This is a genomic window from Arthrobacter sp. PAMC 25486, from assembly GCF_000785535.1.
GTDB lineage: Bacteria > Actinomycetota > Actinomycetes > Actinomycetales > Micrococcaceae > Specibacter.
Map to the genome: position 1 here is coordinate 2,640,410 of NZ_CP007595.1, position 26,389 is coordinate 2,666,798.

General features: G+C 63.8%; 26 protein-coding genes. 3 read left to right on the forward strand and 23 right to left on the reverse strand.

What is annotated here, in order from left to right:
- Positions 1–26 precede the first annotated feature (26 nt).
- The 10 genes from dhaM to art_RS12190 all read right to left on the reverse strand — a co-directional run bounded on the left by dhaM (position 27) and on the right by art_RS12190 (position 9,944).
- Positions 27–749 (reverse strand): dihydroxyacetone kinase phosphoryl donor subunit DhaM, encoded by a 723-nt coding sequence (dhaM, locus tag art_RS12150; protein ID WP_038465245.1) that lies wholly within the window; start codon positions 747–749, stop codon positions 27–29.
- Positions 746–1,390, reverse strand: a complete 645-nt coding sequence (gene dhaL / locus art_RS12155; protein ID WP_038465247.1) for a dihydroxyacetone kinase subunit DhaL — start codon at positions 1,388–1,390, stop codon at positions 746–748. The genes dhaM and dhaL overlap by 4 nt, the downstream gene beginning before the upstream one ends.
- On the reverse strand, positions 1,391–2,392 hold the full coding sequence (gene dhaK / locus art_RS12160) for a dihydroxyacetone kinase subunit DhaK (RefSeq protein ID WP_038465249.1): 1,002 nt from the start codon (positions 2,390–2,392) through the stop codon (positions 1,391–1,393).
- Between the two features lie 178 nt (positions 2,393–2,570).
- Complete coding sequence (locus art_RS12165; protein ID WP_038469950.1) at positions 2,571–3,092, reverse strand: amino-acid N-acetyltransferase; 522 nt, start codon at positions 3,090–3,092, stop codon at positions 2,571–2,573.
- 9 nt (positions 3,093–3,101) lie between these two features.
- A complete protein-coding gene (locus art_RS12170; protein ID WP_038469953.1) occupies positions 3,102–3,740 on the reverse strand; it encodes a TMEM175 family protein in 639 nt (212 codons plus the stop codon).
- Between the two features lie 223 nt (positions 3,741–3,963).
- Positions 3,964–6,453 (reverse strand): ATP-dependent Clp protease ATP-binding subunit, encoded by a 2,490-nt coding sequence (locus tag art_RS12175; RefSeq protein WP_038465251.1) that lies wholly within the window; start codon positions 6,451–6,453, stop codon positions 3,964–3,966.
- Positions 6,454–6,639: 186 nt separating this feature from the next.
- Positions 6,640–6,981: an Lsr2 family protein gene (locus art_RS12180; protein ID WP_038465253.1), complete on the reverse strand. Its 342-nt coding sequence runs from the start codon at positions 6,979–6,981 to the stop codon at positions 6,640–6,642.
- A gap of 95 nt (positions 6,982–7,076) precedes the next feature.
- Positions 7,077–7,229 (reverse strand): hypothetical protein, encoded by a 153-nt coding sequence (locus tag art_RS22595; protein ID WP_173425235.1) that lies wholly within the window; start codon positions 7,227–7,229, stop codon positions 7,077–7,079.
- 14 nt (positions 7,230–7,243) lie between these two features.
- Positions 7,244–8,692 carry a lysine--tRNA ligase gene (gene lysS, locus art_RS12185; RefSeq protein ID WP_052136385.1) on the reverse strand — a complete coding sequence of 483 codons (1,449 nt, stop codon included), beginning with the start codon at positions 8,690–8,692 and terminating at the stop codon, positions 7,244–7,246.
- Between the two features lie 211 nt (positions 8,693–8,903).
- Complete coding sequence (locus art_RS12190; RefSeq protein WP_038465257.1) at positions 8,904–9,944, reverse strand: LacI family DNA-binding transcriptional regulator; 1,041 nt, start codon at positions 9,942–9,944, stop codon at positions 8,904–8,906.
- Between the two features lie 169 nt (positions 9,945–10,113).
- Here art_RS12190 and art_RS12195 point away from each other — a divergent pair, with 169 nt between their 5' ends.
- From art_RS12195 to art_RS12205, 3 genes are read left to right on the forward strand one after another with little or no spacing between them, the layout of a single operon-like run.
- Entirely contained in the window at positions 10,114–11,118 is a 1,005-nt protein-coding gene (locus tag art_RS12195) for a nucleoside hydrolase (RefSeq protein WP_052136958.1), read from the forward strand.
- Between the two features lie 47 nt (positions 11,119–11,165).
- Positions 11,166–12,536, forward strand: a complete 1,371-nt coding sequence (locus tag art_RS12200) for an MFS transporter (protein ID WP_052136959.1) — start codon at positions 11,166–11,168, stop codon at positions 12,534–12,536.
- Positions 12,533–13,465 (forward strand): ribokinase, encoded by a 933-nt coding sequence (locus art_RS12205; protein WP_038465262.1) that lies wholly within the window; start codon positions 12,533–12,535, stop codon positions 13,463–13,465. Before art_RS12200 ends, art_RS12205 begins: the two co-directional genes overlap by 4 nt.
- 127 nt (positions 13,466–13,592) lie before the next feature.
- On the opposite strand, the gene panC is transcribed toward art_RS12205, so the two are convergent.
- From panC to art_RS12270, 13 genes are all read right to left on the reverse strand, one after another.
- Positions 13,593–14,579 (reverse strand): pantoate--beta-alanine ligase, encoded by a 987-nt coding sequence (gene panC / locus art_RS12210; protein WP_038465264.1) that lies wholly within the window; start codon positions 14,577–14,579, stop codon positions 13,593–13,595.
- Positions 14,580–14,657: 78 nt separating this feature from the next.
- Positions 14,658–15,581 (reverse strand): Rossmann-like and DUF2520 domain-containing protein, encoded by a 924-nt coding sequence (locus tag art_RS12215; RefSeq protein WP_038465266.1) that lies wholly within the window; start codon positions 15,579–15,581, stop codon positions 14,658–14,660.
- Positions 15,571–17,187: a PH domain-containing protein gene (locus tag art_RS12220; RefSeq protein ID WP_253901343.1), complete on the reverse strand. Its 1,617-nt coding sequence runs from the start codon at positions 17,185–17,187 to the stop codon at positions 15,571–15,573. The genes art_RS12215 and art_RS12220 overlap by 11 nt, the downstream gene beginning before the upstream one ends.
- Positions 17,184–17,717 (reverse strand): PH domain-containing protein, encoded by a 534-nt coding sequence (locus art_RS12225; RefSeq protein WP_253901344.1) that lies wholly within the window; start codon positions 17,715–17,717, stop codon positions 17,184–17,186. Before art_RS12225 ends, art_RS12220 begins: the two co-directional genes overlap by 4 nt.
- Positions 17,710–18,225, reverse strand: coding sequence for a DUF3180 domain-containing protein (locus tag art_RS12230; protein WP_253901345.1), 516 nt, complete (start codon positions 18,223–18,225; stop codon positions 17,710–17,712). Before art_RS12230 ends, art_RS12225 begins: the two co-directional genes overlap by 8 nt.
- A gap of 94 nt (positions 18,226–18,319) precedes the next feature.
- Positions 18,320–18,844: a 2-amino-4-hydroxy-6-hydroxymethyldihydropteridine diphosphokinase gene (gene folK, locus art_RS12235; RefSeq protein ID WP_173425236.1), complete on the reverse strand. Its 525-nt coding sequence runs from the start codon at positions 18,842–18,844 to the stop codon at positions 18,320–18,322.
- Positions 18,841–19,233, reverse strand: coding sequence for a dihydroneopterin aldolase (gene folB, locus art_RS12240; RefSeq protein WP_038465270.1), 393 nt, complete (start codon positions 19,231–19,233; stop codon positions 18,841–18,843). Before folB ends, folK begins: the two co-directional genes overlap by 4 nt.
- A complete protein-coding gene (gene folP, locus art_RS12245) occupies positions 19,230–20,216 on the reverse strand; it encodes a dihydropteroate synthase (RefSeq protein WP_038465272.1) in 987 nt (328 codons plus the stop codon). The genes folB and folP overlap by 4 nt, the downstream gene beginning before the upstream one ends.
- Before the next feature lie 11 nt (positions 20,217–20,227).
- On the reverse strand, positions 20,228–20,788 hold the full coding sequence (gene folE / locus art_RS12250) for a GTP cyclohydrolase I FolE (RefSeq protein WP_038469968.1): 561 nt from the start codon (positions 20,786–20,788) through the stop codon (positions 20,228–20,230).
- A gap of 102 nt (positions 20,789–20,890) precedes the next feature.
- Positions 20,891–22,963: an ATP-dependent zinc metalloprotease FtsH gene (gene ftsH / locus art_RS12255; RefSeq protein WP_038465274.1), complete on the reverse strand. Its 2,073-nt coding sequence runs from the start codon at positions 22,961–22,963 to the stop codon at positions 20,891–20,893.
- Positions 22,964–23,481: 518 nt separating this feature from the next.
- On the reverse strand, positions 23,482–24,033 hold the full coding sequence (gene hpt, locus art_RS12260) for a hypoxanthine phosphoribosyltransferase (protein ID WP_038465276.1): 552 nt from the start codon (positions 24,031–24,033) through the stop codon (positions 23,482–23,484).
- 41 nt (positions 24,034–24,074) lie between these two features.
- Complete coding sequence (gene tilS, locus art_RS12265) at positions 24,075–25,181, reverse strand: tRNA lysidine(34) synthetase TilS (RefSeq protein WP_052136389.1); 1,107 nt, start codon at positions 25,179–25,181, stop codon at positions 24,075–24,077.
- Positions 25,182–26,366 carry a zinc-dependent metalloprotease gene (locus tag art_RS12270; RefSeq protein WP_038465278.1) on the reverse strand — a complete coding sequence of 395 codons (1,185 nt, stop codon included), beginning with the start codon at positions 26,364–26,366 and terminating at the stop codon, positions 25,182–25,184.
- Between the last annotated feature and the right edge of the window lie 23 nt (positions 26,367–26,389).

Genomic DNA, 26,389 nt, shown 5'->3' on the forward strand with positions numbered 1-26,389 from the left:
GCCAGCTCCCGCCGCCGACGGAACCCTCAGAGCTCGCCGAAGCCGGCCTCCACCTCGCGGCGCACCAGGTCCACGGCGCGTTGCGCATCCGGCCCCGTGGCGCTCACGTTCAGGTCGGTGCCCTGTGCCGCACCGAGCGTCATGAGCATCATGACCGACTGCCCGTCCGCCCCGTTGATCTCAATCTCAACGTCCATGGCGCCCAGCTCACCGGCCAGCGCCGCCGCCGGCCGCGCGTGCAGGCCCATGGGGTTGATCAGGGTGAGCACGGCAGTCACCGCGCCTTCACCCTGGGATTCTTTGTCCTGCTGTTCGACGGCGGATGCCCCACCCGCCGCCGTTGGCACAGCCTCCGCCGCGGCAGGCACACCACCGGGTGTCAGCGCAGTCTCGGCGGCCTTGCACACAACATCAACGGATGCACCAGATTGGGCGGCCACCGCCGCAGCCACCGCACCCTCAACCAAGGGGGCATCGGCCAGGCTGACCAGTTCGGGGCTGCCCAGGAATTCCAGCGCCGACTCGGCCGTCATGACGGCCGAGCCAAGGTCGGTCAGCACCACCGCACCGTCCCCGGTATCGGCCAGCCCCAGCGCAGCCATGACCTTTTCCAGCGAGGTCCCGATGCCGCCGTCGTCCATGCCACCGGCGGGAACCAGCACAACATTTGGCGCCATTTGGGCCGCCAGCTCAACGACGCCCGCCGCCAGCTGGGCGCTGTGGGAGACGATCACCAATCCGACGCTCATGCGCCCTCACCTGCTGCCTGTGCGGCGGCGCGCAGGATGAGCGCGGAGGATGCGGCGCCGGGATCCCGGTGGCCGATGGCCCGCTCCCCCAAGTAGCTGGCCCGGCCCTTGCGGGCAATGAGCGGATCGGTGGACACGGCGCCCGACTCGGCAGCAGCAGCGGCTGCCAAAAGCACGGCGTCCGGTTCGGCACCTGCCCCGGCAGCCTCCGTTGCGGCGTCGACGGCCGGGGTCCAGGCATCGATCATGGTCTTCTCCCCCACTGCTGCCTTGCCGCGGGCGACCACACCATCGCGGGCGGCGGCCAGGGCGGCAGCAAGTGTGCCGGAATCCAGTTCGGCGGCATCGCCCACGGCCGTTGCAGCGCGCAGGAAGGCCGTGCCGTACAGGGGCCCGGCGGCCCCGCCCACCTTCGACATCAAGGTCATGGCGGCAAGCTTGAACGCGGCACCGGGGGTGGCGGGCGGTTCGCCGTCGAGCTTTTCAATAATGGCGCTGAAGCCGCGGTCCAGGTTCTCGCCGTGGTCGCCGTCGCCAATGGCCCGGTCCAGTTCGCTCAGTGCCACACGGTTCTCGGCAACGACTTTCGCGGAGAACCGCAGCCAGCGCACGGCCCAGGCGGCATCAAGTGTTTGGCTCATTTACATTCCCCATCGCAGTGTCGGCGTGTCCACGGGAGCATCCCACAGTTCGGTCATTTCGTCGTCGAGACGCAGCACCGAGATGGAGCAGCCCTGCATCTCAAGGGCGGTGATGTAGTTGCCCACCAGCGAGCGTTCCACGACGAGGCCGGCCGCTTCGAGCACCTTGGCCGCGTGCCGGTACACGATGTACAGCTCGCTGGCGGGGGTGCCGCCCATGCCGTTGACGAAGAGCAGCACCTTCTCGCCCGCGCTCGGTTTGAGGTCGGTGAGGATGGGTTCCAGGAGCCGCTCGGTGATGCCGTCGGCGTTTTCCATGGGGATCCGGTGCCGCCCGGGCTCGCCGTGGATGCCGATGCCGATCTCGATTTCGGTCTCGGCAAGTTCAAAGCTGGGAACCCCGGCGTGCGGGACGGTGCAGGCGGACAGGGCCACGCCCATGCTGCGCACATTGTCGTTGACCCGCTGGCCGATGGCGGCGACGGCGTCGAGGTTGTCCCCCCGTTCGGCGGCGGCCCCGGCGATCTTCTCAACCAGGACGGTGCCGGCCACGCCGCGGCGCCCGGCCGTGTACAGCGAATCTTCCACCGCGACGTCGTCGTTCACCAGGACGGTGCGCACGTTCACGCCTTCCGCCTCGGCCATCTCGGCGGCAGTCTCAAAGTTCAGCACGTCGCCGGTGTAATTCTTCACGATATGCACGACGCCGGCCCCTGAGTTGGCGGCGATCGTCGCCGGAATGATGGCGTCGGGTGTGGGGGACGTGAACATGGCCCCGGGCACGGCGGCGTCGAGCATGCCGAAGCCCACATAGCCTGCGTGCAGGGGCTCATGGCCGCTGCCGCCGCCTGAGACCAGGCCAACCTTGCCTTCGCGCGGGGCTTCCCGGCGGGTGACAAACAGGGGGTCGGGGTGAACCATAACGTGGCGGGCGTGGGCCTGGCCAAACCCTTCCATAGACTCATTGACAACAGTCTTGGGATCATTGATGAGCTTTTTCATGACGAAACCCTTCGAAATCACGCAGCGATTATTTGTGGGCGGCCTCGTTGCGGCCCCACTGTGAACACTACCCGGCACACATGCCCGTCGGTAGGGATGTCCGCCGCCAACCACCGAGAAAGTCCGGGTGCTGCCGCTGCGGGAATTTCCCGGGCCCAGTCCAGAGACGGAACAGGGCCTAGAGCTGGCGGATCATTCGCGTGTTACCCAAGGTGTTGGGCTTTACCCGGGCCAGGTCAAGGAACTCCGCAATGCCTTCGTCTGCCGAACGCAGCAGCTCGGAGTAGACGGCGGGGTCCACGACGCTTTGGTCGGCCATGATGGTGAAGCCGTTGCGGACGAAGAAGTCTTCTTCAAAGGTCAGGCAGAACACCCGGTTGACGCCCAGGGTGGCGGCGTTCTCCAGTAGCTTTGCCACAAGCGCCCGGCCAACACCCTTGCCACGCCACGCGTCGGCGGTTGCGAGGGTCCGGATCTCCGCCAGGTCTTCCCACATGACGTGCAGGGCCCCGCAGCCAACTATCTGCCCGTCCACCTCGGCGATGAGAAATTCCTGGATGGATTCAAAGTAGGTGACCGACTCTTTGGAAATCAGGATGCGCTGCTCGGCCAGTGGCGCCACCAGGTCCTTGATGGCATGCACATCCGAGGTGCGGGCGGGCCGGAGGACAATGGTGGAGCGGGCAGTATCTACAGTCACCACTTCAGTCTATGGCTCATGGGCGGCATTTTTGGAAGTGTCCGCCTGCCCGGTCTGCTCGTCCCGGAGGAATCTTGCCAACTGCCATTTCCCGTGCACCATGGAAACGGGCCAGATCAGGATCCACGAGTACATGGCCCAGACGGGGCTGAGGAAGGCTACGGGGATGGAGAGCAGGAACACCGCCCAGACGGGATCGGTGCCGTGCAGGATCATGCGGTGCAGGGCCGCATCGACCCAGTCGTGCATGAGTTTTGCTTTGTGCGCGTGGGCCCACAGCCAACTCAAGCTCACAAAACTGCCGGAGATGGTGAGCGCGTAGATAACCGGCGGCCACGGGCTCTGTGCGTTGGCCTGAAACAGCAGTGAGGTTGGCACGGGCAGGAAGACCACAAAGAACAGTGCCAGCAGGTTGATGCTCTGCAGGGCGGGGTCGTAGTTCTTGATGGCCTTAAACTTTCGGTGGTGGTTCATCCACAGCCTGCCCACCAGGACAAAGCTCAGGATGAACGCAGCAAATGGCCCCACTTGGTCCAACAGCACGTCCCGGAGCTCGGCCGCCGTCGTTCCTGAGTCCATGGCCGGCAGCTTCAAATCGAGCACCAGCAGCGTCATGGCGATCGCAAACACGGCATCGCTGAAAAACATGGTTCTTTCGATTTCCGTGCCGCTTCGCAGCCGCTGGGCATGAGCCATCCTCCGATCCGGAACCGGTGCACTGTTGCGCCGCAGGAAGTTGCCCACGTTTCCCACGCTATGCCTGAAGCCGGCATCCCGCCAGAGCCAGTGACCGCACAGCAGGCAAACCGGCATCACCCGGCACGCAAAAACGGCACCTCCCGCGTAGGAAGGTGCCGTTCTTGGTGACTCTTTATGCAGAGGCTGTAATGGCTTCCGGCACATGCGGCTTGGCGGTGCCCACAAAGGTGAACTTTGCGTCGTCGCCTTCGCCTTCAACGTCCACGCTGATGATGTCGCCATCCTTCAGCTCGCCGAACAGGATCTTCTCGGAGAGGTGGTCCTCGATCTCGCGCTGGATGGTGCGGCGCAGCGGCCGGGCACCCATGGCGGGATCGTAGCCCTTGGTGGCGAGCAGGATCTTGGCTGCGGGCGTGAGCTCGATGCCCATGCCCTTGTCAGCCAGGCGGCCCTCCAGGCGTGCAATCATCAGGTCGACGATCTCGATGATTTCGTCCTGTGTCAGCTGCGGGAACACCACAACGTCATCAACACGGTTCAGGAACTCGGGGCGGAAGTGCTGCTTGAGTTCTTCCGTGACCCGTGCCCGCATCCGGTTGTACCCGGTCTGAGTGTCCGAACCCGACTGGAACCCGGTGGCGATCGACTTGGAAATGTCGCGCGTTCCCAGGTTGGTCGTCATGATGATGATGGTGTTCTTGAAGTCAACAACACGGCCCTGGCTGTCGGTCAGGCGGCCATCTTCCAGGATCTGCAACAAGGAGTTGAACAGGTCCGCGTGCGCCTTCTCAACCTCATCGAAGAGCACCACGGAGAACGGACGGCGGCGGACCTTCTCGGTCAGCTGCCCACCCTCTTCGTAGCCAACATAGCCCGGAGGGGCACCGAACAGACGGGACACGGTGTGCTTCTCCGAGTACTCGGACATGTCCAAGGTGATGAGTGCATCTTCATCGCCGAACAAGAACTCGGCAAGAGCCTTGGCCAGCTCGGTCTTGCCAACACCTGTGGGTCCGGCGAAGATGAACGAGCCACCGGGGCGCTTGGGATCCTTCAACCCCGAACGGGTGCGGCGGATGGCCTGCGAGATGGACTTGATGGCCTCGTTCTGACCAATCACGCGCTTGTGGATTTCGTCTTCCATCTTCAGCAGACGCGTGGACTCGGCCTCGGTCAGCTTGAAGACGGGGATGCCGGTGGAATTGGCAAGGACTTCGGCGATCAGTTCCTCGTCGACCTCGGAGATCTCATCCAGGCCACCGGACTTCCACAGCCGTTCCTTGTCGGCACGAGCGGTGATGAGCTTCTGCTCGTCGTCGCGCAACGCAGCGGCACCCTCAAAGTCCTGGGCATCAATGGCGTCTTCCTTGCGCTTCTTGACGGCAGCAATTTCAACGTCCATGGCCTTGAGCTCCGGCGGGGCCGTCATGCGGCGGATGCGCAGGCGCGCACCTGCCTCATCAATCAAGTCAATGGCCTTGTCCGGCAGGAAGCGGTCCGAGATGTACCGATCCGCCAGCGTTGCCGCAGCAGTCAGGGCACCGTCTGTGATGGACACGCGGTGGTGTGCCTCGTAGCGGTCGCGCAGTCCCTTGAGGATCTCAATGGTCAGCGGAACTGTTGGTTCCTGCACCTGGATGGGCTGGAAACGGCGCTCGAGCGCAGCATCCTTCTCAATGTGCTTGCGGTACTCGTCCAGCGTGGTGGCACCGATGGTCTGCAGCTCGCCGCGGGCCAGCATTGGCTTCAGGATCGAGGCCGCGTCGATGGCTCCCTCGGCGGCGCCGGCACCCACAAGGGTGTGGATTTCATCGATGAACAAGATGATGTCCCCGCGGGTGCGGATTTCCTTGAGAACCTTCTTCAGGCGCTCCTCGAAATCACCTCGGTAGCGCGAGCCGGCCACGAGGGAACCCAGGTCAAGGGTGTACAGCTGCTTGTCCTTGATGGTCTCGGGCACGTCGCCACGCACGATGGCCTGCGCCAAACCTTCAACAACCGCCGTCTTGCCCACGCCGGGCTCACCAATGAGGACAGGGTTGTTCTTCGTGCGGCGGGAGAGGATCTGCATGACGCGTTCCATCTCGTGCTCGCGCCCAATGACTGGGTCAAGCTTGTTTTCGCGCGCAGCCTGGGTCAGGTTCCGGCCAAACTGGTCAAGAACAACCGAGCCGGCAGGCTGGCCTTCGGGCTGGTTGCCGCCGCTTGCGACAGGCTCCTTGCCCTGGTAGCCGGAGAGCAGTTGGATGACCTGCTGGCGCACACGGCCCAGATCAGCACCAAGCTTCACCAGCACCTGCGCGGCAACGCCTTCACCTTCACGGATCAACCCGAGCAGAATGTGCTCCGTGCCGATGTAGTTGTGGCCCAGTTGCAGGGCCTCACGCAGTGAAAGTTCAAGAACCTTCTTGGCGCGCGGGGTGAACGGGATGTGACCGCTGGGGGCCTGCTGTCCCTGTCCAATAATTTCCTGGACCTGTTCCCGGACACCGTCAAGGGAAATGTTCAAGGACTCCAGGGCCTTGGCGGCAACACCTTCACCCTCGTGGATGAGGCCGAGCAGAATGTGCTCAGTGCCAATGTAATTGTGGTTGAGCATGCGGGCCTCTTCTTGGGCCAGCACAACAACACGTCGGGCTCGATCAGTAAATCGCTCAAACATTTCGCCACACTCCTTTTACTGCGTACTTTGATGCTACGCAGTACCCGGTCGCTATGGGGGCATGTTCGCCACAGGGGAAATAGCAAATTGGCGCCGGCACCGTTTGCTGTGGTTGTTAACGTACGACGGCGAGATCACCTCGTGAGGTTCTCTCGCCGTCGCATTGGCTCGCCTTGGGCAGAAAGCCTACGCCTGGCCGCCCTGGGCTGCGTAGTACGCGTCCCGGATCTCGGCCTGGATGCGGCCGCGCTCATGCACTGTGTAGCCGTTGTCGCGTGCCCACGCACGGATCGCCGCTACATCGCTGTTTCCCTTGGGTGCTGCAGCGGGGCCACGGCCGCGCACTGCGCGTCCGCCGACACGACGGCCGGCAGCAATGTATTTGCTCAGTGCATCGCGCAAAGCCTGGGCATTCCCTGCGGTCAGGTCGATCTCGTAATTGATGCCGTCCAAACCGAAAGTGACATTTTCATCAGCCGGACTATGGTCAATGTCGTCCACGAGTGTGATGTGAATTTTCTGTGCCATGGTTGGTAATCGCCTCACATAGATTTGATGAATACTTCAGAACAAATTATGTAGGGAAAATTCATTCACGTCAAAGGCCCGTCGCTGATTCCGGTTTATGTGTTCGCTTCTCCGCTGGCATCAGCCTCATGCTCGGCCTGCGCCAACGCGTCACGCTCCGACTTATCCGCATTGAAAATTGCCTTCATGGCGAAGTAAAAAAGTGCACCTACGCCTAAAGAAGGCAGGATAACCGCAACATATTCCATTTACTTTGCCGCTCCTACTCTGGTTTCATCAAGGGGAAGAGGATGGCTTCACGGATGCCAACACGGGTAAAGAGCATGACCAGCCGGTCAATGCCCAAACCAAGGCCACCCATGGGCGGGGCCCCGTATTCAAGGGCGCGCAGGAAGTCCTCGTCCAGCTGCATGGCCTCGGGATCGCCTGCGGCAGCCGCAAGGGACTGCCGCGTCAGGCGTTCGCGCTGGATGACGGGGTCAATAAGTTCAGAGAAGGCAGTTCCGGTTTCCGTGCCATCAATGATCAGGTCCCATGCCTCAATCAAATTGGGCTTGTCCCGGTGCGGGCGGGCCAGTGGTTGGGCCGACGGCGGGTAATCGCAGATAAATGTGGGCTGAATAATAGTTGGCTCGACGATTTCGCCAAACAATTCAACCACCAGCTTCTCAGCATCCCAGTCCAGGTCAATGCTGACGTCATGCTTTTCGGCAATGGCCCGCAATTCCTCCGCAGTGGTTTCCGGCGTGATTTCCACGCCCACGCCGTCGGAGAGTCCCTGGTACACGGGAAGCCAGGGCCATTCGCCGTCGAGGTTAATATCCCCGCGCTCGGTGGTAATGGTTCGTGAGCCCACGGCATCGGCCGCGGCAAGAATCATTCGCTGCATGATTTGCGCCATGGTGAATTGGTCGCCATAAGCTTCATAGAGTTCCAGCATGGTGAATTCCGGGCTATGCGTTGAATCAACGCCTTCATTGCGGAAAATGCGGCCCAGCTCAAATACCTTGTCGATGCCGCCAACCACTGCGCGCTTGAGATAAAGCTCAAGGGCGATGCGCAGCGTCATGGGCTGGTCAAAGGCATTCAGGTGGGTGTGGAACGGGCGGGCGGAGGCGCCGCCGTGAATGAGCTGCAGAATGGGTGTTTCCAGCTCAATGAAATCTTCGCCGTGCAGCGTGTCCCGGATGGCCTTGACGATGGCAGAGCGCATCCGCACCTGCTCACGGGCCTTGTCCCGGACAATCAGGTCGACATAACGCCGGCGGACGCGCATTTCCTCGGAGAGATCGGCGTGCAGGACCGGCAGCGGGCGCAGCGCCTTGGAAGCCATGGCCCATTCGGTGGCCATGACGGAGAGCTCGCCGGTCCGGGAGCTGATGACCTCGCCCTTGATGAATACGTGGTCCCCAAGGTCAACGAGCGACTTCCAGTCGGCGAGCGCCTCTTCGCCAACATTGGCAAAGGAAAGCATGACCTGCAGGCGGGTGCCTTCACCTGATTGCAGTGTAGCGAAGCACAGCTTGCCCTTGTTGCGCACGTACACGACGCGGGCACTGATGCCGACGATGTCACCGGTGGCCGTGTCGGCTTCGAGCGCGGGGTGCTTGGCGCGGATTTCTTCCAAGGTATGGGTTCGGGCCACCCCCACCGGGTAGGCCTGCTCGCCTCGTTCAAGCATTTTGGCTCGCTTGTCCAAACGGACGAGCATTTGCTCGGAGAAGTCATTGGGTTCAGGGGTAAGGGTATTTTCTGCGCTCACGAGATAACAGCTTAGTAGGTGAATCTGGGTGAATCCTCCGTGCCGCCTTTTCCGACCGACAAAACCCCTCCCCAAGAATTCGATGACGCAGTTATTGGACCGATTCCACGAAAGTAAGCGCTTTCCGGTGCAACAACTGCGTACTCGATTTGCCTGGGGATTAGGACTGGCTGACGGTGGAGCCGCGGACCACAAGCGTCGCCTCAAGCATCAACTGGGCATCGCCAAGCTGCCCGCCACCCATGAGAGCCAGCAGCTGCCGGCCGGCCAAGCGGCCCATCTCCAGGGCCGGCAGGTGAACAGTGGTCAGACCGGGGTTCGACGTCTCTGAATACGGCAGGTCGTCAAAGCCCGTAACCGCAAGGGCGCCCGGGACGGCGACACCTGCCACCCGGGCCTCCTGCAGGACGCCGTAGGCCTGGGTGTCGGTGGCGCAAACAACGGCGCTGACACCTTGTGCAGCTAGGTTCGGCCAGGACTTGGCAAACGCCATGGCCGCAGTGCCAACGTCAATGGTGGTGCCGTCCATGTCCGCCACCTGAAGACCCCGGCGGCGGGCTTCGGCAACAAACGCAACACGGCGCACCCGGAATGTTTCGGTACCGGTAATGCTGTCGAGATAGGCAACAGTTCGGTGCCCCTGGTCGGCCAAATGTTCGGCCAGCAGGCGCGCGCCGCCCGCAATGTCAAAGTTCACCGACGGGGAATCGCTGGCAATCCCGGCCGCGTCCAGCAACACCGTGGGTTCCGTTGCCCGCAGTTCGGCAAGGAAGTGGGCACTGGGGGCGTCGATGAGCAGCCCGGCCGGCCTCAGGGACAGTAGGCGGCGCACGTCGGCGGGTTCCGGCGTCAGCCCGGCGTCGGTCACCGACAACAGCAGGGCAAAGTCCTCACCAATTGCTTCCCTCACACCGGCGATAACCTTGGCGTAAAACGGGTTGGAGACATCCGGTGCCACGAGGATCACAATGTTGCTGTGCCCCTTGGCCAGAGAGCTGCCCAGCCCGTCGACGACGTAGCCCAGCTCCGCCACCGCCTGCTCGACCTTGGCGATGTTCTCCGTGGACACCCGCCCGGCGGTCTTGCCATTGGTCACCAGCGAAACTGTTGCCGCCGAGACACCCGCCTTGGCGGCAACCATGGCGGCCGTGACACGGCGGGGGCCATGGTCGCGGGCGAAGGTTGTTGGTGGCGACTGCATGGATCGATCGTACCGGCGCCAGGGAAGATCAGCGCAACCGCAGTGCATCAAGCGCTTAACGCAGCTCACGTTAAGCGCTTGACGTTAACTTCATGTAGTGCCAGACTTAGCTACCGTGCACCACCGGAAAATTCCGGAGCCGCCCCAACGACGTGGAGAAGAAGTGACCATGGAACAGCAAACTGCCCCCGCAAACGCCGCCACCCCGGCCCTGAAGGCCGCAAACGAGCCGCGCAAGATCATTCTTGACTGCGACCCCGGCCATGACGATGCAGTGGCCATGCTTTTGGCCCATGGCAACCCGAACATTGAACTGCTTGCGGTGACCACAGTGGTGGGAAACCAGACCCTTGAAAAGGTCACCCGCAACGCCTTGTCCGTCGGCACCATCGCCGGGATCACCGGAGTCCCCTTTGCCGCCGGCTGCGACAGGCCCCTGGTGCGCAACATCGAAACCGCACCCGACATCCACGGCGAGTCCGGCATGGATGGCCCGCAGCAGCCCGAGTCAACGATCACGCTCGACCCGCGCCACGCCGTCGACCTCATCATTGAACTCGTCATGGCGCACGAGCCGGGCACCATCACCCTGGTTCCCACCGCCGGACTGACAAACATTGCCATGGCCGCGCGCAAGGAACCGCGCATTGTGGAGCGGGTGAAGGAAGTTGTCCTCATGGGCGGCGGCTACCACGTGGGCAATTGGAGCCCCGTGGCCGAATTCAACATCAAGATTGACCCGGAAGCGGCACACATCGTGTTCAACGCCGGCTGGGAAGTGGTCATGGTTGGCCTGGACCTCACGCACCAGGCGCTGGCCACCCCTGAGGTGGTTGCCGCGATTGAGGCAGTGGGCACCAAGCCGGCCAAGTTCGTCATGGAGCTGATGGAATTCTTCACCCAGACGTACAAGGACGCCCAGGGCTTTGATTACCCGCCCGTCCATGACCCGTGCGCCGTCGCCTATGTCATTGACCCCACCGTCATGACCACCCAGAAGGTGCCCGTTGACATTGAGCTTTCAGGCTCGCTGACCCTGGGCATGACCGTCGCCGACTTCCGCGCCCCGGCCCCCGCCGACTGCAAGACCAGTGTGGCCGTTGAACTTGATCACAAGAAGTTCTGGAACATGGTCACCGATGCACTCGTGAACATTGGCGAGGTTGAGCAGTGAGCCTGCCCGCACTAAAAACCAGCAAGAACGGCACCGTCGCCACACTCATGGTGGCACTGCTGACCGCCTGTGTGGCATTCCAGCTCAACGCCTCAATGCTCAGCCCTGCCCTGGTCACGATGGGCGAGGAACTGAACACCGACCAGGCCGCGATCGGCCTGTCACAGACGTGGTTCTTCACGGCAGCAGCAGTTTTCTCCCTGTTCCTGCCCCGTTTGAGCGACATCATCGGGCGCAAAAAGGTGCTGCTGGGCATGATGGTCCTGATGGGCATCGGCTCCGTCATTTCAGCCATGGCCCCTGACATCACCTGGCTGTTCGTTGGCCGCATCATCCAGGGCGTCAGCGGCCCCACCGTTCCGCTGTGCCTAATCATGCTCCGCTCAGCCGTGAAGGACCCCAAGCGCTACGGAGCCCTCATGGGCCTGATCACCGCTGTCAACGGCGGCATCGCAGGCATCGACTCCTTCGTGGGCGGCTACTTCGCCGAACACTTCGGCTTCCGCAGCATCTTCTGGCTCATGGTTGTCATTGCCGCAATCGCCGTGGTGCTGATTGTGTTCCTGGCCGGCGAAAGCAAGCCCGGCGAGGGAACCAAGATGGACTGGCTCGGCGTGTTCTTCATCGTCATTGCCGTTGGCGCGCTGCTGACGGCCCTGAATGAGGCGACGAAGCTGGTGGGCGGCATCACCACCGTCCCGCTGGTGACCTCGCTGGCACTGGCCCTGGTCGCCGTCGTCTCCTTCGTGGCCTTCTGGCGGGTGGAAAAGGTGTCCTCGCATCCCATGGTGGAAATCGTGCACCTGCGCCAGCGCTCCACCTGGGCACCGCTGCTGACCACCACCTTGACAATGACAGGCATCTTTGCCGTCATCAACGGCATTGTGCCGGCGTTTGTGCAGGCAGCCGACCCCGGCTTTGGCATCGGCGCAACACAGATGAGCCTGATGATCCTGACGCCGTACGCGCTGCTCGGCTGGCTGTTCGGCCCCTTCACGGGCAGGCTGGCACCGGTCATTGGCTACACCATGATGTTGCGGATCGGTCTGCTGGGCAGCATTGCGGCGTTGGCGATTATCGGCTTCCTCGGACTGAACAGCCTGGGCTGGATGATCGCAGGCACCGTGCTGCTGGGCATCATGTACGCCGGTACAGTGAACATCATGCTTAATGGTCTTGGTGTGGTGCTGTCCCCCGAAGGAAACCCGGGATTCCTGCCCGGCATGAACGCGGGCGCCTTCAACCTTGGCGCCGGCCTCAGCTTCCTCGTCCTGCCGGCCATCCTGGTGGCCACCACCCCGCTCGGCGGCAACGGCTCCTACCTGACCGTCGTGATCGTGGCCCTGGCCATCACCGGCGCCGCCTTCGCCGCCTCCCTGCTAGTTCCCAAACCTGTTGACGCGGAGGTTGCACCATGACCACGGCCAAGATTGTCGTTGCCGGCTCACTCAATGCCGACCTGACCATTTATTGTGAGCGGCTGCCGTCCCCCGGCGAGACAGTTCACGGCAACGATTTTGCTGTGAACCCGGGCGGCAAGAGCGCCAACCAGGCTGTTGCCGCGGCCCGCCTGGGCGGCAATGTCACCCTGATCGGGGCTGTGGGTGCCGACCCCAATGGCGACATGCTTGTGGCTTCCACGGCAGGAGCTGGCGTCGACGTCAGCCATGTTGCACGCGTCCCCGAACCGACAGGCGTGGCCGTCATTTCGGTTGATGCCAGCGGCGAGAACTCCATCATCATCTCCGCCGGCGCCAACGGCACGCTCGCCCCCGACCACATTGATCCCGCGCTGTTCGCTGGCGCTGCCGTGGTCAGCCTGTGCCTGGAGGTTTCCCTCGCCACGGTCCAGGCGGCTGCGCAGGCAGGGCACGACGCCGGAGCAACAGTTCTGCTGAACCTCTCCCCTTACGCTCCCATTGCGCAGGAGCTGGCGGCGCTCACCGATGTTTTGCTGGTCAACGCCCACGAGGGTTCACAATTCCTTGGCGGCTACGACATGCCTGCCGCCGACTCCCCCGCCGTCGCCTGGCAGGACGCACTCGAGGAGTTTGCCCGGCACGGACTGCACAAGGTGCTGCTGACCCTGGGCTCCGAGGGTTCGGTGGTGCTGGATTCCTCCAACACGGCCGCACCCGTGGTCCGCATTGCCCCCACCACGGTTGACGCCGTGGACACCACGGGGGCCGGCGACGCCTTCACGGGCGCCGTGGCTGCACGCCTTGCCGCCGGGGACGCTCTGGCTGAGGCCGCCCGCTTCGCATCCGTGGCCGCAGCGCTTGCGGCCACCCGGAAGGGCACCCAAACGGCGTACCCCACGGCGGCGGAGGTCGCAGCCCGAGTATAGCCTCGCGCTACCCCGCCCTCCCACAAAGTGACCCGCAGAAAACGGCGAGGAATGGATGATTTCATCCATTCCTCGCCGTTTTCTGCGGGCTAGGTATTTAAGGCGGGAGTCGTGGTTGAGTTGTTGGTTAGGGGCCGAGGGGGATGTTGTCGATCAGGCGGACCGGGCCTACCTTTGCGGCAATCAGGACAAGCGCCTCACCCGTGAACGGGGTGTCCTGGCAGTTCTCCGCCCGCACTGCCAGGGTCTGCGGGTCAACCACCTCGAGATAGTCCAGCTCCACGCCCGGGGCGCTGCGCACAAGCTCTTCAGCGGAGGCGATGTCGAGGGGCTCATGGGCGTCGGCACGCCCTTTCAGCAGGCGCAGTGCGCGCGAGAGGACGAGTGCCGAGGCGCGCTCCTGTTCGGAGAGGAAGCGGTTGCGGCTGGAGGAGGCTAGCCCGTCGTCGTCGCGGACGGTGGGGACGGCAACAATATCCACGGGGAAGTTCAGGTCGGCCACCATGGTGCGCACAAGCGCCAGCTGTTGCGCATCCTTCTGTCCAAAATAAGCCCGGTAGCCCGGGCGTCCGGCGGCATCCGGGGCGGCCAGTCCGCCGTTCGGCAGACCAACATGCAGGAGCTTGGCCACCACTGTCAAGGCCCCGTCAAAGTGTCCGGGACGTGTACCACCCTCATACAGCGCACCCAATGTCCCGGCCGTGACCCGCACCATGGGTTCCCCGTGCGGGTACATTTCCGCCGCTGTCGGGGCAAACATGAAGTCAACACCGGCCTCCTCCAGCAACGCCAGATCCGCTTCCGTGGTGCGGGGGTACCGGGCGAGATCGTTGGCGTCGCCAAATTGCAGCGGGTTGATGAACACGCTGGCCACCACCACTGAGTTCTCCGCGACTGCCGCCCGCGCCAAAGTCCCGTGCCCATGGTGCAGTGCGCCCATGGTGGGAACCAGCCCCAGAGTGCCCGGCTGGGCAGGTGTTCCCGCCAGACCCAGGGTGCTTGGCTGGGCGGCGGCTGTAGGAGCACCCACGACGGTCTGCGCTGCCCGGGCCTGCAGCAGCAGCGACGTTTTGGCTTTCAGTTCAGCGATGGTACTGACAAGTTCAATGCTCATGGTCTTCTCTCTTCACTGCTTTCCTGCAACTACGGCTTTCCCTCCAACCACACCCGCCGTCACCTGGGCGGGACAAAACTAGGCGCCGGGAAGCCCGGTGCCGGGTTCGCCGTCGGGCAGCAAGGCCGCCTGAACTCCAAGATACGCCTCGGCGGACAGCAGCCGGCGCCGGGCAGCCCGGGATGCGGTTACCCCCGACATGGCCAGGTAGGCGTCGACAATGTCGCTGGCGCCGGTGTCCAGGGCGTGCTCGCGCAGGGCCGCCGCATGCGCCGCGACCGTGCCCATGTCGCCGCGGGCCACTGGGCCGGTGAGCGCCGACTCCCCCGAGGTGAGCGCATTCTCCAGGGCGGCGCGCAGCAGCGGCCCCAGCAGCTGGTTGGGCGCTTCGACGCCGATATCGCCCAGGATCTGCGCTGCCTGCGCCACGAGCGTGACCATGTGGTTTGCTGAATGCGCCAGCGCTGCGTGGTAGAGGACGCGGTCTGCCTCGGCAATCACCACGGGCTCGGCACCCATCTCCATCACGAGCGCCTGGGCGATGGGCAGCATGGCGGGTTCAGCCGTGACACCGAAACTGGCGTCGGCCAGCCGCGCCAAATCAAGGCTCATGCCGGTAAATGTCATGGCCGGGTGCAGGGCCAGCGGAATGCCGCCGGCAGCCTTGACGGGCGCCAAAACGCCCGTGCCAAAGCGGCCGGAGGTGTGCGCCACCAGCTGCCCCACCTGCCACGCGTTCATGGCGCCCAGGCCGGACACGAGCCCGGGCAGGGCGTCGTCGGGAACAGCCAGCAGCACCAGCTCCGAGCGCTCCACAATGTCGCCCACCTCAAGGACGGGGACGCCTGGCAGCAGCAGCTCGGCCCGTTCCTTGGAGGCTTCCGAGACTGCTGATACTCCGACGACGGTGTGCCCGGCACCGCGCAGCGCCGCCCCCAGGACGGCACCCACCTTCCCGGCACCGATGATGCCAATGCCCAGGCGGCCCGGCTTAATCGCCATGTTCGTTCTCCTTCACGGGGTGTTCGTTTGCGGGGGTCCCGGCAGGCTCGGGGGTTTCCGGCGTGGGGCTAAGAGCCCGAGGGGCCCCGGCCGAGCTTGCAAGAACGGGGAGCGATTGGGGATCAACCCGCGGATGCGGCTCGGGCGCCTCGGTGTCGTCGGGCTTCGCCAGCCACTTTTCATTGCGGTGGATGCGCCGGGCCGTGGCGGCACGGGCGGCCTGCTCATCAAAGAGCGCCATCGCGTTGGCCACCGACATGTGGTGCACCAGCGGGCGGATGGGGCCCTGTGTTGAATGCAGCTCAAAGTCAACCAGTCCCAGGGCGGCCATGAGCGGACCCTGCCGCAACCCGAGCGACTGCGTGCGTTCATGCGGGACCACTTCCAGTCGGCGGAAGATCACGCCGTGGCGGCACAGCAGTGCGGTGTCGGTGGCGCGGAAGGCATTGTGCCGCCAGGCGAGCGGGTCGATCCAGCGGGCTGACCGCGGGGAATGGACAAAGCCGTGCGTGTTGCCGGGCCCCTTCAGCCCTGCCGCAAACACCTCAAAGGGGTTCTCCACGCCGGGGTCAGGGAACACCAGGCCCAGCACCGCCATGACCTCATCAAGGGTGCCGGCCGGCAAAATGACCGTGCGTGCACCGCCGTCGGACCCGTCGGATCCGTACCCGGCAACATTCACGCGAACCTTGTACCAGCCAAAGGGGCGCCAGATGGGGCCCTGGCTGATGCCGACCGCCTGGACCCTGCCCGGCGGAATGGTTTGCGCCCGGGTTTCCAACATGCCATAGTGCAGACGCACCCCGTCAGGAGAAACCGCCACCCGGAAGTTGAAGTCGGTGGTGATGGTCTTCCAGTAGGTGGCAAAAATGGCAATGGCGAACGGTATGCCGGCTACGAGGACGCCTGGACGCCCGGTCACCACCACCGCCACGATGGCCCCCACAATCACCAGCAGGGTAAACACACTGGTGCCGCTCAGGAAGGCAGCGCCAATAATCCTTGCCGGTGTCAGCGCCAGGACCTGCGTTTCGGGGGCTTCCTGCACGTGGTCTGGCGCGTCCGGATCAACACTCACCCCGGCGGCACGGGCCAGAATAGCCGCCCGCAGCCGCTTGGCCTCCGCCAGCTTAAGGAAGGACAGCTTCAAAGCCGACTTCCCGCCGTCGGCCACTTCAAATTTCAGTTCAGCCAGCCCGAAGGCGCGCGCCAGCAGAGGCTGCACCACGTCGATGGCTTGGACCCGGTCGATCCGGGCCCGGCGCTGCTGGCGAAAAATGATTCCGGAATTGATGTGCACGTGATCGTTGGTGACCTGATAGCGGGTAAAGCGCCACTGCAGGAAGAAGGCCACACCGAAAATGACGACGGCGGCCCCCACCACCACGAGCAGAATCAGCAGCTGCTTGGCGTCGGGGCCGTTGAGCGTGATCCCGTTTTCGGTGCTGGAGAACAGGGAGTCGAGGGAGTTCCGGCCAAAGATGAAGATGATGGCGGCCACGGCAACCCAGCCGCGGACCAGGGGCGACACCGGGTGGACCCTGTGCCAGGTTTCCTCGGTATCGGTGGTGAAGGCTGCGTCCTCGCCCAGCAGGTCTTCGCTCACAGCCCGGCCAATTTTGCCTCACCGCGGGCGGACAGCTGTTCGCGCAGGCGGGCGGCTTCAGCAGCTGGCAGGCCGTTGATGAGTGCGTTGGTGCCGGGAGAGGCTGTGTGCAGGTGGATGGTGCTCAGCCCGAGCATGCGCTCCAGCGGACCCATGGTGACGTCGACGTATTGCATGCGGCCGTACGGAACCACCATGACGCGGTGGAACATGATGCCGCCGCGAATCAGCAGGTCTTCATTGCGTTCGGCATAGCCGATGGCGCGCACCTGACGGGGAATGAGGATGACCTGCCACACGATAATAACCAGCACGACGGCCGGGGCCGCCCAGGCCAGCCAGGCCGGGTAGCCGGCCCATACGCCGGTCAGGTGGAGGACCAGCGGCAGCGCGGTGGCTCCAAGGTAGATGAGGGCCCCGATTCCGGCCGAAATGTACCGGGCCGTGATCAGTTTCTCGGAAACCCGCAGGAAATTCACATCCTCCGGGTCGATGGTGCTGCGACGTTGTTCCTGCAGTGCCTTAGGCAAATTCTTCCTCCCCGTGGCCCTCACGTTTGGGCCGCGGTTTCACGGTTGGGTCGGTGTCCTCTGGGGGCAGTTTGCAGAACCGCTCCACAATGACGCCCACGGCCACCATGACAAGGCCTCCGGAAAGGAGGGCAATAATCTGCCAGATCACGCCCAGCTCGGCGCGCATGGAAATCGTGGGCAGCTGGTCAACCAGGATGCCGCCATGCCAGCCAAACAACACGGCCCCGGCGTAGGCGCAGGCCTGGGCCAGCACCACGGTGCGGGCGGCCATCAGCGGGTCAAGGACCTTGTCCCGGTTTCCGTCCCGCCAGCGGCGCACCTTGAACCCGAGGATCAGGCACACAATGGCGATCAACGCCATGGTGATCAGGGAGCTCAGCGGCAAAACTGGCAGGGCCAGGCTGGCCCGGGAGGTCAGCTCCGTGGCCAGCCAACCGGCAGCCGCCAGAATAATGGCCACCGCCACCAACCATGCAGGCCTGATGGTCCGCATCGTGCTTCTCATTGTTGCCTCATCGCGTTGCTGGGAACTACATATTTAACCGTACTGGGTTTTTTCCAGTTTGGACTTCCTGCCATGAACAGAACTTGTCCGCTGCCTAGGAATCCTGTTCCAGCGGAACATCCTGCACGTGGGCAATGCCTGCCATGTCATCGGCTGCGCCGGCCAATTCCGCCACCGATGCCCCCGCCAGGGTTGCCTGCGGGTCCATCAGCGACCAGGGATACAACACAAACGCCCGGAGCGCTGCACGCGGGTGCGGCAGGGTCAGTACCGGATCTTCGCTGGTGACCGAACCATAGCTGATGATGTCAATGTCCAGCGTGCGGGCACCCCAACGCACCTCGCGCGTCCGGTGGTGCGACAGCTCAACGGCTTGGCAGTGCGCCAGCAGTTCCAGTGGTTCCAAGGTGGTGTCAATGGCGATGACCATGTTCAGGAAGTCCGGCTGCCCGAGCGGGCCGCCGATGGCCTTGGTGGCGACCACGGGTGAGACGTTGTGCAGGCGCACCTCGGGGCGGTCAACGAGATCCGCCACGGCGCTTTGCAACGTGCCTTCACGTTCCCCCAGGTTGCTGCCCAGTGCCAGGATGGCCCGCACCTGCGGGCGCGGGGCACTCAACTTGCCTGCCCCAGCAACTGCTGGCGCGTCCTGAAAACCGTGATGCTGACATCGCGAAAGGGAACCTGGATGGGAGCCTTGGGTTTGTGGATCGTAACCTCGACGGCGTCGAGCACAGGGAACTGTGCAATGAGTTTCTCGGCCATCCGCACGCTGAGTGTCTCAATCAGGTCAAAGGGTTCGCCGGCGATCATGGAGACGACTACTTCGGCCACGGCACCGTAGTCTGCCGTCTTGCCCAGATCGTCAGTGGCTGCCGCTGCGCCGATGTCCAGGTGCAGCACCACATCGGTGATGAAGGGCTGCCCGTCACACTTCTCGTGGGCAAAAACCCCGTGGTAACCAATGGCGGAAACGCCGGTGAGCTTGATGGTGTCGGGGTGCGTCACTGTGCATCCTGCGCTGCCGTGGCCGCCGCGAGTGCGGATTCATTTGCCGCCTGTAGGCGGGCATCACGGTTCGCCTTGCCCTGCAGGAGGCGGGCGGCGACCTTGGCAGCGTCAAGGCTGGCCCCGACGTCGTGCACGCGGACACCCCAAACGCCCTGCGCACCGGCAAGGGCGGTGGTGGCCGAGGTTGCGTCGTCACGCTCCTTGGGCGCAGCAGCCTTCCCGGCGCTTGTCAGCAGCGAGCCGAGGAAGCGCTTGCGGGAGGTGCCCACCAGGATCTTGTTGCCCATCTCCGCCACGCGGTGCAGATTGGCCAGCAGTTCCCAGTTTTGTTCGGCGTTCTTGGAGAAGCCGATGCCCGGGTCAAGGATCAGGTTGTCCGCCTTGACCCCTGCCGCATAGAACTTCTCACGAATCTCTGACAGTTCGCGCACCACATCATCCACCACGTCGGTGTACTGGGTGAGCGAGTCCATGTGCCGCGAATCCCCACGGCTGTGCATCAGCACGTACGGCACTTGGCGCTCAGCGATCAAGGCGATCATGTCCGGATGGACGTTGGCGCCGGAGACGTCATTGATGAGCCCGGCGCCGGCATCCAGCGCGAGTGCAGCCGTTGAGGCGTGGCGGGTGTCGACACTGACGAGTGCACCGGCCTTGGCCAGCGTGGCAATGACGGGCAGGATGCGTTCTTGCTCCTGCGCCTCGTCAACCTCCGCTGCACCCGGACGGGTGGACTCCCCGCCCACGTCGATAATGTCGGCGCCGCCGTAGAACATGCGCAGGCCATGGGCGATGGCCGTCTCTGTGGAGTCGTACTCACCGCCGTCGCTGAAGGAGTCCGGGGTGCAGTTCAAAATTCCCATCACCACCGTGCGGTCCTTGGGCAAGGAGGCAAAAGTGGTCACTGATTTGCGGGCGCGAAGCACGGGCAGGGGCGAGGTGGCCGGGCCCGTACCGGGTGCGGCTGCGAGGGAATCCATTGTGTGTAAAGTTACCTTCCGAGAATCAAGCTCATGGCTTCGGCCCGGGTTGCGGGCTCGTGAAGCGAACCGCGCACCGCACTGGTGACGGTTTTGGCTCCTGGTTTACGCACGCCACGCATGGACATGCACATGTGTTCACATTCGACGACGACGATGGCCCCGGCAGGTTTGAGGTGCTCCACGATCGCGTCGGCGATCTGGCTGGTCAACCGTTCCTGCACCTGCGGGCGCTTGGCGAAAAGATCCACCAAGCGGGCCAGCTTGCTCAGGCCGGTAACCCTGCCGTCCACACCCGGGATGTAGCCCACGTGGGCGCTGCCATGGAATGGGACCAGGTGGTGTTCGCAGGTGGAGTAGAACGGAATGTCCTTCACCAGCACCATTTCCTGGTGGGCAATGTCGAAGGTGGTGCCCAGGATCTCGGACGGGTCCTGGTGGATGCCGGAAAAGACCTCCGCATACGCCTTGGCCACGCGCTTGGGGGTATCCAGCAGGCCGCTGCGCTCGGGGTCTTCCCCGATGGCCAGCAGGATCTCCCGCACAGCCGCCTCAATGCGGGGCAGGTCCACCGGGTATTCGTCAGCTGCGTGGGCGGCACCATTGGTGCCGCCCTGCGCGAAGTCAGGTTCGTCGTCGTAATCAGTCACGGAAGTGATCCTATCGCGAGGGCGCTACTGGCCGGGCAGATCCGGGGCGTCACCCTTGCCCAAGTCAAGGCCGGGCACGTTGTTCGGGGCATCAACTTCCCCGTCGAGGTGGGCGCTGGCGAGCTGGTCCTGGGGCGACACGGTCGCCGGATTCGGCGCACCGGCGGCCTGCGCCTCACGGCGTTCCTTCGCCGTGATGACGGGGGGCAGCTCGGAGACGGGGCGGGAATCCTTGGACAGCCACACCTTGCGCTGGGACGGCTTGCGCAGATCGGTGAAGATCTCGGCAATCTCGGCCTGGTTCAGGGTCTCACGTTCCAGCAGTTCCAGGGCCAGGCGGTCCAGGACGTCGCGGTTCATGATCAGCGCCTCGTAGGCGTCGTCGTGGGCCTGGTCGATGAGCTTGCGGACTTCCTCATCCACCACGGCAGCCACTGATTCGGAGTAGTCCCGATCGTGGCCGGCACTGGCGCCCAGGAATGGCTCGCCGGCGGCTGCGCCGAGCTTCACGGCACCAATGCGTTCGCTCATGCCGTACTGGGTGACCATGGCACGGGCGGTTGCCGTGGCCTTCTCAATATCGTTCGAGGCGCCGGTGGAGGGGTCGTGGAACACGATTTCCTCCGCGACACGGCCGCCCATGGCGTAGGCCATCTGGTCGAGGAGTTCGTTGCGGGTGATCGAGTACTTGTCATCCTCGGGGACCACCATGGTGTAGCCCAGGGCGCGGCCTCGGGGCAGGATGGTGATCTTGGTGACCGGGGCCGTGTTGTGCATGGCCGCGGCAACCAGGGCGTGGCCGCCCTCGTGGTAGGCGGTGATCTTGCGTTCCAGTTCCTTCATGACGCGGGTGCGCTTCTGCGGACCAGCCATGACGCGGTCAATGGATTCATCCAGTGCACGGTCGTCAATGAGCTGGGCGTTGGAACGGGCGGTCAGCAGGGCTGCCTCGTTCAGGACGTTGGCCAGGTCGGCACCCGTGTAACCGGGCGTCTTCTTGGCGACGGCGTTCAGGTCAACGCCGGGCGCCATGGGCTTGCCCTTGGAGTGCACCCGCAGGATCTGTTCGCGGCCCAGGCGGTCGGGGGCTTCAACGGGGATCTGGCGGTCAAAGCGGCCCGGACGCAGCAGTGCGGGGTCCAGGACGTCGGGGCGGTTGGTGGCGGCGATCAGGATGACATTGGTCTTGACGTCAAAACCATCCATTTCCACGAGCAGCTGGTTGAGGGTCTGCTCGCGTTCATCGTTTCCGCCGCCGATGCCGGCACCACGGTGACGGCCAACGGCGTCGATCTCGTCAACGAAAATGATGGCCGGGGAGTTGGCCTTGGCCTGCTCGAAGAGGTCGCGGACACGGGAGGCACCCACGCCGACAAACATTTCCACAAAGTCAGAGCCGGAGATGGAGTAAAAGGGTACGCCTGCCTCGCCGGCAACGGCACGGGCCAGCAGGGTCTTGCCGGTTCCGGGAGGACCGTACAGCAGTACGCCCTTGGGGATCTTGGCACCTACTGCGGTGAACTTGTCCGGGTTCTGCAGGAAGTCCTTGATCTCGTGCAGCTCCTCGACGGCCTCATCCGCGCCGGCGACGTCGCCGAACGTGACCTGGGGGTGGTCCTTGGTGAGCAGCTTGGCCTTGGACTTGCCGAACTGCATGACCTTGTTGCCGCCGCCCTGCATGCGGGAGAACAGGAACCAGAAGATCAGGCCGATCAAGACGAAGGGGATCAGCAGGGAGAGCATGCTGGACCAGAAGTTGTTCGTTGCGGGCTGGTCGTCGAAGGACTTCAACTTGGCGTTGTCAATGGCGTCAACCATGGTGGTTGCGCGGTAGCTGCCGTAGTAGAACTGGACGTTCTTGCCCTGGTCCTTGCCGGCCTCGTTGACGAAGTTGTCCTTGAGGACCATGTCCACACGGCCCTCGGAACCAAAGACCTTGACCGAGACAGCCTTGTCAGTGTTGAGCAGGTTCAAGGCTTCGGAGGTGCCGATGCGGCTCTGGCCGGTGCCTGTCAGGGTGAAGAGTGCAGCACTAATGAGCACCACCACCACAATGATCCAGACAAATGGACCCTTGAAGAGTTTCTTAACTTTCATGTGTTCGAGGCTAGGCCTCGTCCCTCCCGCTCAACCAATTCATGCTCGTCCAGGACGCACGCGATACGTCCCCCGGTAATAGCTTTACACCGTTCGCTCTTGTACACGTACAGCAAGTGCCGTTAGTTCCCTGAGGGCATAACGATTCGTCCGTTTCTGCCATTATTGACCGCCCCGTGAACTGATGGCCAGACCGCGTTGAGCCGCGCTGCGCCGCGCCGAACGTAGGTCCAGCCCGCGAGAAGTGGGAAGTTGCACCCTTCTCGCGGGTTGGACGCACCTTCGGCGAATCAGCCCAGTCTCAGTGCGGGCTGGACCCATTCTCGACGCGTGTCCGGACCTGCCCGGCCCGCATTAACGACTGTGGCACCCAAATAACGACTGTGGCACCCACTTTTGGCAGCTCCCGACGCCGCGTCGAACAAAAAAGACGGCGTTTGCGTAAAAAGCCGGCCGTAGACGGGTGTCTTTTTACGCAAACGCCGTCCGAAGCGCAGTACGGTTGCGGTGCGCGCGCTTTATTCGTAAACGTGCGGCGCCAGCGTGCCGATGAAGTCGAGGTTGCGGTACTTCTCGTCGAAGTCCAGGCCGTAACCAACAACGAATTCGTTGGGGATCTCGTAGCCGACGTACTTGACGTCAATCGCAACCTTCGCGGCCGCGGGCTTGCGCAGCAAGGTGCAGATTTCCACGGATGCCGGTCCGCGCGACATCAGGTTGGCGCGCAGCCAGGACAGGGTCAGGCCGGAGTCGATGATGTCCTCTACGATGAGCACGTGCTTGCCCATGAGGTCCGTCTCGAGGTCCTTCAGGATCCGCACCACGCCGGAGGACTGGGTCCCGGAGCCGTAGGAGGAGACGGCCATCCAGTCCATGGTGACGTGGCTGTGCAGTGCGCGGGACAGATCGGCCATGATCATGACTGCGCCCTTGAGGACACCGACCAGCAGGACATCGCGGTCCTGGTAATCAACATCAATCTGCGCGGCCAGTTCGGCGACGCGTGTTTGGATTTGCTCCTTGGTGTAAAGAACATGCTTCAGATCGGCTGCGACGTCTTGTGAATCCACCCATGGCTCCTGATTGTGAAGGTTTTAGTACTGTTTGGCGCTTATGTGTTGCGTCTAAGGACAAGCTTCCCATAGCTGGCACCCTGGTGGGGACCTGCCTGGTTTCGGGGTTGCCGGTACGCGCTGACCTTGCCCGCCAATTGCACCGGTCCGGCAGAGCCTTCCCGCTCCAGCAGTTTTTCCGCGGCACCGAGGCGTTCCAGGCTTGGCTGCACTCCCCCAAGTTCGACGGCGGCCAGCGCCAACACCCTCATCCTCAGGGCCGGAGCCAGTCCCCTCAGGGCATCTTCGGCGAGCCAAATTTGGCCAAGGTCACCTTTTTCGCCCGCATTTTCGCCGTTGCTGGCGCCGCGTTCCACCAATTTTTCGTATTCCGTGGCGGCAAGTTCATCGAGGAAGTCGGCGTCATGGCCCAAAATGCTGGCCGAACGCGCCAGGGACTCGGCAATGCCGGGCCCCAGCTCGTCGATCAGGAAGGGGAGGACGTTGTTGCGCACCCGCACCCGCAAATAGGCAGGGTCCTGGTTGCTGGGATCGTGCCACGGTTCCAGGTCCAGGGCGTCACAGATGGCCAGGGTTTCTTCCCGCCGCAGGCCCAGGAAGGGGCGCAGGTAGCTGCCGCGGCGTTCGCGCATGCCGGCCAGGGAGCGTGTTCCCGAGCCTCGTGCGAGGCCCAGCAGCACCGATTCGGCCTGGTCGTCCAGGGTGTGGCCCAGCAGCACATGGGCTGCCCCCACCTCGCGTGCCGTCTCCTCAAGTGCCCCAAAGCGGGCGGCGCGGGCCGCTGCTTCCGGGCCAACGCCGTCGTGCTTCAGGTCAACGGTGCGCACCAAAACCGGTTCCAGTCCCAGGCCGCGGAGCTGTGTGGCGGTGGCTTGGGCGACCTCCGCGCTGCCGTCCTGCATCTGGTGGTCAACCACGACGGCGCCCACCCGCACCTCGCCGCGCCTGGCAAAAAACGCGCACACGGCGGCCAGGGCCAGGGAGTCGGGGCCGCCGCTGCAACCGACCAGGATCAGGGGCGGGTTTTCCACCACACGGTTTTTGCCGGTGGTTTTCAGGCCCAGGAGCGCGCCCACCATGGCCCGCGCCTTACCTACGGTGGGGTCGAGGCGGCCGCGCGGCTGCTGGTGTTCCTGCGGCGTCATTTACAGGCCCATCCGTTCAACCCAGAGGCGGGCGTTGTGGATTTCTGCTTCGGTGGGCAGGTTTTCGGCCTGCGTCCAGACGTTGTTGAAGCCCTCCATGCCGGCGATTGCCACGGTTTCCCGGACAAATTTGGCGCCGTCGCTGTATTGGCGCATTTTTGCGTCGAGGCCTAGCAGGTTGCGGATGAACTTTTCTATGATGCCGCGGTCCTTGCCGCGGCTGTTGAAGCGCTGGCGGATGGTGCGCACCGTGGGGACGATGCTTTGGTCCACCCCGTCCATGACGACGTTGGCGTGGCCCTCAAGCAGGCTCATGACGGCGGTCAGGTGGGACAGCGACTCTTTTTGTTCCGGATTCTGCAGCAGGTCCAGGACGCTGCCGCGGCTGGGGTCGCCGCCGTCGGACGCGTTGCCGGCGGAATTGTTGCCGTCGGACTTGCCGCGCTTGCTGCCCAGTTCCTTGGCGGACTGCAGCAGGCGTTCACCGAAGTTCTCCGAATCGCCCACGAGCAGTTCACCTAGTTTTTCAATTTCCCCGAGCATGTGGTGGCGCAGCCATGGTGCGGCGGCGAATTGCACACGGTGGGTTTGCTCGTGCAGGCACACCCACAGGCGGAAATCGGCCGGGTCAACCTTGAGCTCGCGCTCCACCGTGAGGATGTTCGGCGCAACAAGAAGCAGCCGCCCGCCGGAGGCCTGCGCCCTGCTCGAGGCGGACGGTGCCAGTGCAGCGAAGGGGTCGTACTGGCCCAGGACCTTGTTGGAGAGGAAGGCGAGCACACCGCCCAGTTGGGCGCCCGTCACGGTGGCGCTGACGGCCGCGCCGGGGCCCCCGAGCGGCGAGCCCTTGACGGATTCGGCCGCCTTGTCGGCCAGGGCACGCAGCACGGGGTCCATCATGACGGCAAAACTCTGGGTGTTGGCCTTGGCCCAGGACGCCCTGTCCACCACGAGAACTTCGGAATCCCGCAGGTCCCTGGCCGCTTCCAGCTGGCTGATTTCGTGGACGTGTGGCACGGATTTTTCGGCCATGAGGCGCAGATTGTCCACGGCGGCGGAGATTTCCGAGCCGCTGAGCGCGGGTCCGGCGGGTGCCAGCCTGGCCGCTGTTTTGGCGGCAAGATCCCAATTGACCATGGAGTGGGGAGCTGGTGTGGTGGCTGTGGGGCTTGTCTGCGGGCTCATGATTACATCAGATCACAGATCGC

What these genes read in the sequence shown, in the direction of transcription:
- dhaM (WP_038465245.1), bottom strand. Translation starts at nt 749, where the DNA reads ATGAGCGTCGGATTGGTGATCGTCTCCCACAGCGCCCAGCTGGCGGCG.
- dhaL (WP_038465247.1), bottom strand. Translation starts at nt 1,390, where the DNA reads ATGAGCCAAACACTTGATGCCGCCTGGGCCGTGCGCTGGCTGCGGTTC.
- dhaK (WP_038465249.1), bottom strand. Translation starts at nt 2,392, where the DNA reads ATGAAAAAGCTCATCAATGATCCCAAGACTGTTGTCAATGAGTCTATG.
- art_RS12170 (WP_038469953.1), bottom strand. Translation starts at nt 3,740, where the DNA reads ATGTTTTTCAGCGATGCCGTGTTTGCGATCGCCATGACGCTGCTGGTG.
- art_RS12175 (WP_038465251.1), bottom strand. Translation starts at nt 6,453, where the DNA reads ATGTTTGAGCGATTTACTGATCGAGCCCGACGTGTTGTTGTGCTGGCC.
- art_RS12180 (WP_038465253.1), bottom strand. Translation starts at nt 6,981, where the DNA reads ATGGCACAGAAAATTCACATCACACTCGTGGACGACATTGACCATAGT.
- art_RS22595 (WP_173425235.1), bottom strand. Translation starts at nt 7,229, where the DNA reads ATGGAATATGTTGCGGTTATCCTGCCTTCTTTAGGCGTAGGTGCACTT.
- lysS (WP_052136385.1), bottom strand. Translation starts at nt 8,692, where the DNA reads ATGCTCGTCCGTTTGGACAAGCGAGCCAAAATGCTTGAACGAGGCGAG.
- art_RS12190 (WP_038465257.1), bottom strand. Translation starts at nt 9,944, where the DNA reads ATGCAGTCGCCACCAACAACCTTCGCCCGCGACCATGGCCCCCGCCGT.
- art_RS12195 (WP_052136958.1), top strand. Translation starts at nt 10,114, where the DNA reads ATGGAACAGCAAACTGCCCCCGCAAACGCCGCCACCCCGGCCCTGAAG.
- art_RS12200 (WP_052136959.1), top strand. Translation starts at nt 11,166, where the DNA reads ATGGTGGCACTGCTGACCGCCTGTGTGGCATTCCAGCTCAACGCCTCA.
- art_RS12205 (WP_038465262.1), top strand. Translation starts at nt 12,533, where the DNA reads ATGACCACGGCCAAGATTGTCGTTGCCGGCTCACTCAATGCCGACCTG.
- panC (WP_038465264.1), bottom strand. Translation starts at nt 14,579, where the DNA reads ATGAGCATTGAACTTGTCAGTACCATCGCTGAACTGAAAGCCAAAACG.
- art_RS12215 (WP_038465266.1), bottom strand. Translation starts at nt 15,581, where the DNA reads ATGGCGATTAAGCCGGGCCGCCTGGGCATTGGCATCATCGGTGCCGGG.
- art_RS12230 (WP_253901345.1), bottom strand. Translation starts at nt 18,225, where the DNA reads ATGAGAAGCACGATGCGGACCATCAGGCCTGCATGGTTGGTGGCGGTG.
- folP (WP_038465272.1), bottom strand. Translation starts at nt 20,216, where the DNA reads ATGGATTCCCTCGCAGCCGCACCCGGTACGGGCCCGGCCACCTCGCCC.
- ftsH (WP_038465274.1), bottom strand. Translation starts at nt 22,963, where the DNA reads ATGAAAGTTAAGAAACTCTTCAAGGGTCCATTTGTCTGGATCATTGTG.
- tilS (WP_052136389.1), bottom strand. Translation starts at nt 25,181, where the DNA reads ATGACGCCGCAGGAACACCAGCAGCCGCGCGGCCGCCTCGACCCCACC.
- art_RS12270 (WP_038465278.1), bottom strand. Translation starts at nt 26,366, where the DNA reads ATGAGCCCGCAGACAAGCCCCACAGCCACCACACCAGCTCCCCACTCC.